At 75.0% G+C, this 5375-nt stretch carries 6 protein-coding genes; 5 read left to right on the top strand and 1 reads right to left on the bottom strand.

The window, feature by feature from the left end; genetic code table 11:
• Positions 1 to 166 precede the first annotated feature (166 nt).
• Both AC0CYZ_RS05295 and scpB read left to right on the top strand, forming a co-directional pair.
• Complete coding sequence (locus tag AC0CYZ_RS05295) at positions 167 to 391, top strand: segregation/condensation protein A (protein WP_472213037.1); 225 nt, start codon at positions 167 to 169, stop codon at positions 389 to 391.
• Entirely contained in the window at positions 334 to 954 is a 621-nt protein-coding gene (gene scpB, locus AC0CYZ_RS05290) for an SMC-Scp complex subunit ScpB (RefSeq protein WP_472213032.1), read from the top strand. Before AC0CYZ_RS05295 ends, scpB begins: the two co-directional genes overlap by 58 nt.
• A 75-nt stretch (positions 955 to 1029) precedes the next feature.
• Here scpB and AC0CYZ_RS05285 read toward each other — a convergent pair whose 3' ends face one another.
• A complete protein-coding gene (locus AC0CYZ_RS05285) occupies positions 1030 to 2190 on the bottom strand; it encodes a YbfB/YjiJ family MFS transporter (RefSeq protein WP_472213030.1) in 1161 nt (386 codons plus the stop codon).
• Between the two features lie 42 nt (positions 2191 to 2232).
• Here AC0CYZ_RS05285 and AC0CYZ_RS05280 point away from each other — a divergent pair, with 42 nt between their 5' ends.
• The 3 genes from AC0CYZ_RS05280 (at position 2233) to der (ending at position 5271) form a co-directional block, all read left to right on the top strand.
• Positions 2233 to 2979: a pseudouridine synthase gene (locus tag AC0CYZ_RS05280; protein ID WP_472213028.1), complete on the top strand. Its 747-nt coding sequence runs from the start codon at positions 2233 to 2235 to the stop codon at positions 2977 to 2979.
• 137 nt (positions 2980 to 3116) lie between these two features.
• The gene (cmk, locus tag AC0CYZ_RS05275; RefSeq protein WP_472213035.1) at positions 3117 to 3875 is read left to right on the top strand and encodes a (d)CMP kinase; all 759 of its coding nucleotides are present in this window, start codon (positions 3117 to 3119) and stop codon (positions 3873 to 3875) included.
• A gap of 25 nt (positions 3876 to 3900) precedes the next feature.
• Positions 3901 to 5271: a ribosome biogenesis GTPase Der gene (der, locus tag AC0CYZ_RS05270; protein WP_472213033.1), complete on the top strand. Its 1371-nt coding sequence runs from the start codon at positions 3901 to 3903 to the stop codon at positions 5269 to 5271.
• Positions 5272 to 5375: the final 104 nt, after the last annotated feature.

The following is a 5375-nucleotide window of genomic DNA, read 5'->3' as shown; positions in this document are numbered from 1 at the left end:
GGGCGACGAGGACGGCGGGAGCGCGGCGCTCGACCCGGAGCGCTCGTGAGCTCGGCCGAGGACGAGCTCCCGGCGCTCGGTGACGACGCCGAGCTCGACCCCGCCCACGGTCGGGCTGGACCACCTGCACGCGCCGTCGGTGTCGGTGCCCGAGCAGGTCGAGATCATGACCGGTCGGCTGCGCCGCGCCGGGCGGCTGACGTTCGCGCAGTTGTGCGAGGACGCGATGCACGGGGTCGAGGTCGTCGGGCGCTTCCTCGGCGTGCTGGAGATGTACCGCTCGCGCCAGGTCGCGCTCGACCAGGAGGAGGCGTTCGCCGAGCTCGCCGTCCGGTGGGCGCCGGGCGACGAGGACGGCGGGAGCGCGGCGCTCGACCCGGAGCGCTCGTGAGCTCGGCCGAGGACGAGCTCCCGGCGCTCGGTGACGACGCCGAGCTCGACGCCGCCCTCGAGGCGGTGCTCATGGTCGTCGACGCCCCGGTGCCCGCGGGCCAGCTCGCCGAGGTGCTGGAGGAGCCGGTCGCGCGCGTGGTCGGCGCGCTCGAGCGCCTCGCGGCGTCGTACGCGGACCGGGGCTTCGAGCTGCGGGTCACCGACGAGGGCTGGCGGTACGCCTCGCGGGGCCGGTTCGCCCCGTACGTCGAGCGGTTCGTGCTCGACGGGCAGCGCTCGCGGCTCACGCGGGCGGCGCTGGAGACCCTCGCCGTCGTCGCCTACCGGCAGCCGGTGACGCGCTCGCGGGTGGCCGCGGTGCGCGGGGTCAACGTCGACGGCGTCATGCGCACGCTGACCGCGCGGGGTCTGATCGTCGAGGCGGGCCTGGACGCGGCCACCGGTGGCACCCTGTACCGGACCACGGAGCTCTTCCTGGAGCGCCTGGGCCTCGCCTCGCTCGAGGACCTGCCCCCGATCGCGCCGCTGCTGCCCGAGGTCGACGACATCGACGAGCTCTAGGCACCGGATTCGAGCGAAGGGCACCTTCTGTCGACCAGATCGACGAGAGGCGCCCCTCGCCGGAACGCCCACGCGTCACCGGGCCGCCCGCGCCGCCGGGAGCGCGACGAGCGCCGCGGCCACCACCAGGGCGCCGCCGAGCGCCAGGGCGGGCCGGGCGTCGTCGCCGCCCAGGAGGGCCACGCTGACCGGCCCCACGGCCTGGCCCAGCGCGTAGAGCGCGGAGAAGACCGCGACGACGGGTCCGGCGCCGCGGCCCGCGAGGGCCCGGGCCAGCGGCAGGGTCAGCATGACGATCGCGACGAACGTGCCGCCGAAAACGACCGCGGAGACCACGACGGCGGCGGGCGCGGCCACGAGCGCGGGCAGCGCCAGCCCGACGGCCTGCACCCCGAGCGCGGCGATCAGCGTCGGACCCCGGCCGCGGCGGGCGGCGATCCGCGCCCACACCACGCACGAGGGCACCGCGGCGAGCCCGGCGATCGTCCAGCTGCTCGCCGCGACCCAGGCCGGCCCGATCCCGGTCGCGACGTCGACGAGGAAGGTGCCGGTGATGATGTAGCCGGCGCCCTCGAGGAAGTACGCGACGCCGAGCGCCACCAGGAGTATCACCCGGGGCGGGGGACCGGCGCCCTCGCCGTCGTCGTCGGGGCCCGTGGGCAGCCGCGCCAGCCGCAGCGCGGGGACGGCCAGCGCCAGCGCGAGGACCGCGGCGAGGTACCAGGTCGCGGTCCAGCCGCCCACCGCCGCGGCGAGTGGGGTCACCGCGCCGGACAGCGCGATCCCGGCGCCGACCCCGCCGAAGACCCAGCCGGCGAGGTCGTCGCGGCCGTGGCGGCGCAGCAGCGTCAGCACCAGGTCGGCCGCGGTGACGAAGGCGAACGCGCTCGCGACCCCGGAGACGAACCGGGCGCCCGACCAGACCACGGACGACGTCGTGAGCGGCATGGCGGCGAGCGTCACGACGGTCAGCGCGAGACCCGCCGTCAGCACGGCACCGCGGTGGCGGCGCACGACCGGCGCCGCGGCCAGGAGGCAGCCCACGAGGTAGCCGACGTAGTTGACCGAGGCGAGCAGGCCGGCCCCGGCGGTCGTCAGGCCGACCTCGGCCCCCATCACCGGGATGATCGGGGTGAAGACGAACCGTCCGACGCCCATCGCGGCGGCCAGGGCGGCCGCCCCGGCGGCGACCGCGAGCCGCAGGCGCGGTCGAGTCCCGACCGTCGGCGTCGACACGACCCGGGATGCTAGTGCCGCCACCGACTACGCTGGACCCCTGTGACCGAGGGTGAGCAGGGAGTCCGCCTGCAGAAGGTCCTCTCCGAGGCCGGCGTGGCCTCGCGGAGGCAGGCAGAGATCCTGATGCGCCAGGGTCGGGTGGAGGTCGACGGCGAGGTCGTCAAGGAGATGGGCCGCCGCGTCGACCCGGACTCCAGCGTCATCCACGTCGACGGCAGCCGGGTCATGACCGACACCGAGGTCGTCCACCTCGCGCTGAACAAGCCCGAGGGGATGCTCTCGACGATGTGGGACGAGCACGGCCGTCGCTGTGTCGGCGACGTCGTGCTCGAGAAGGCGTCGAGCACGAAGGGCCTCTTCCACGTCGGGCGCCTCGACGCCGCGACCGAGGGCCTGTTGCTGCTCACCAACGACGGCGAGCTCGCCAACCGGCTGATGCACCCGTCGTACGAGGTCCCGAAGACCTACCTCGCCGAGATCCGCACCCCGATCGCGAAGGACCTCGGCCAGCGGCTGCGCGCCGGGGTCGAACTCGACGACGGCCCGGCGGCGGTCGACAGCTTCCGGGTGGTCGACCGGGCCGGCTCGCGGGTCATGGTCGAGGTGGTCCTGCACGAGGGCCGCAACCGCATCGTGCGCCGGATCTTCGAGGCGATCGACAAGCCGGTGGAACGCCTGGTGCGCACGGCCGTCGGCGACGTGCACCTGGGCAACCAGCGGGCCGGGACGCTGCGCAAGCTGGGCCGCGACGAGGTGGGGTCGCTGTACAAGGCGGTCGGCCTGTAGGTGCGCTTCGCGCTCGTGAGCACTGATCCGTCCTATGGCACGGATTACTGCTCACGAGCCGCAGGCACCAACCTGGCACAATGGACTTCCGGCAGGGTGTCGAGAACGCTGGGAGGCGTGCCGTGGACCGGCCGGAGATGGTGCTGCAGGGTGTCGTGGCGGTCGACGGACCCTCGGGCACCGGCAAGTCCACCACCGCCCGCGGGGTCGCGCTGCGCCTCGGCGCCCGCTACCTGGACACCGGGGCGATGTACCGCGCCGCCACCCTCGCCGTCATGCGCGCCGGGGTCGCCTTCGACGCGACCCGCACCGACGCCGAGGGCAACGACGAGGCCGTCGCGGTCGCCGTCGCCGCCGACCTGGTGATGTCCACCGACCCGGCCGAGCCGCGGGTGCTGCTCGCCGGCGAGGACGTCGGCGCCGAGATCCGCGGCCTCGAGGTCACCCGGGCCGTCTCGGCGGTCTCCGCCCTGACGAAGGTCCGCGAGCACCTGGTGGCCGAGCAGCGCCGCATCGTCGACGAGACGCTCGCCGACGGGGCCGGGATCGTCGTCGAGGGCCGCGACATCGGCACCGTCGTCGTCCCCGACGCCCGCCTGAAGATCTACCTGATCGCCTCGGACCACGTCCGCGCCGACCGCCGCACCGCCGAGGACGCCTCGGCCGGGCGCACCGCGGACGCCGCCTCGACCGGCGCCGACCTCGCCCGTCGTGACCGCCTCGACTCCTCGCGCGCCTCGTCCCCGCTGCGCGCGGCGGCCGACGCGGTCGAGGTGGACACCTCGGTGCTCGACGTCGACGGCGTGCTGGACCGACTCGAGGACCTGGCCGCGGAGCGCGGCATGCTCACCCCGGCGCTGGCACAGGTCGGCGGCGGGGTCCCGAACGGAGGATGAATTGACGCAGGAACTCCCCGCCGAGATCGGCGCGGGGGCGGTGCTGGACGACGCAGGACCCGACTCCGGGCGCCCGGCCCAGCCGGTGCTCGCCGTCGTCGGTCGGCCGAACGTCGGCAAGTCGACGCTGGTCAACCGTATCCTCGGCCGCCGCGAGGCGGTCGTGCAGGACGTGCCCGGCGTGACCCGCGACCGCGTGGCCTACGACGCGCTGTGGAACGGCCGGCGCTTCACGCTGATGGACACCGGTGGCTGGGTCCCCGACGCCAAGGGGATGCAGGCCGCGATCTCCGCGCAGGCCGAGACCGCGATGCGCACGGCCGACGCGATCCTGCTGGTGGTCGACGGCCAGGTCGGCGCGACGGCCGTGGACGAGGCCGCCGCCCGCGTGCTGCGCCGCTCCGACCGGCCGGTGCTGCTGTGCGCCACGAAGGTCGACGACGCGCGCGGCCTCGACGAGCTCCCCGCGCTGTGGCGCCTCGGCCTCGGCGAGCCGCACCCGGTCTCGGGTCTGCACGGCCGCGGCTCGGGCGACCTGCTCGACGCCGTGCTCGACGTGCTGCCCACCTCGCCCCGCGACGACGTCGACCTCGAGGGCGGCCCGCGGCGCGTGGCGCTCGTCGGCAAGCCGAACGTCGGCAAGTCCAGCCTGCTCAACCAGCTCACCGGTGAGACCCGGTCGGTCGTCGACGCGACCGCGGGCACCACGACCGACCCGGTCGACTCGCTCGTCGAGATCGACGGCCAGACCTGGCAGCTCGTCGACACCGCGGGCCTGCGCCGCAAGGTCAACCAGGCCTCCGGCATGGAGTACTACGCCAGCCTGCGGACCAAGGGCGCCATCGAGGCGGCCGAGGTGACCGTGCTGCTCCTCGACGCGTCCGAGCCGATCGCCGAGCAGGACCTGCGGGTGGCCTCGCAGGTCGTCGAGGCCGGCCGCGCGCTGGTCCTCGCGATGAACAAGTGGGACCTCGTCGACGACGACCGCCGCCACGCGATGAAGCGCGAGCTCGAGCGGGCGCTGGTGCGGATGCCGTGGGTCGAGCGGGTCAACATCTCGGCGCGCACCGGCCGGGCGGTGCAGAAGCTCGCCCCGGCGATGCGCACCGCGCTGGAGAACTGGGACCGGCGGGTGCCGACCGGCCAGCTCAACCAGTGGCTGGCCGACGTCGTCGCCGCCACCCCGCCCCCGGTCCGCGGCGGGAAGCAGCCGAAGATCCTGTACGCCACGCAGGCGCAGAACCGGCCGCCGACGTTCGTGCTGTTCACCTCCGGGTTCCTCGAGGCGGGCTACCGCCGGTTCCTGGAGCGCAAGCTGCGCGAGACGTTCCCGCTGACCGGCACCCCGGTGCAGATCAACGTACGGGTCCGGGAGAAGCGGGGCCGCAAGCACTAGCGGCGGGCACCAGGGGCCGGGGGCCAGGGGCCGGAGGCGGCGTCGCCGGCCGCGTCGATCACCTGGCCGTGGTACTCCTCGTGGCGCGTCCAGCTGCCGTCGGC

The organism is Actinomycetospora sp. (genome assembly GCF_055612215.1).
This window is presented reverse-complemented; position numbering and strand designations above follow the sequence as displayed.

Coding starts and splice junctions, on each gene's coding strand:
- cmk (WP_472213035.1), top strand. CDS start 3,117: ATGGTGCTGCAGGGTGTCGTGGCGGTCGACGGACCCTCGGGCACCGGC.
- AC0CYZ_RS05295 (WP_472213037.1), top strand. CDS start 167: ATGACCGGTCGGCTGCGCCGCGCCGGGCGGCTGACGTTCGCGCAGTTG.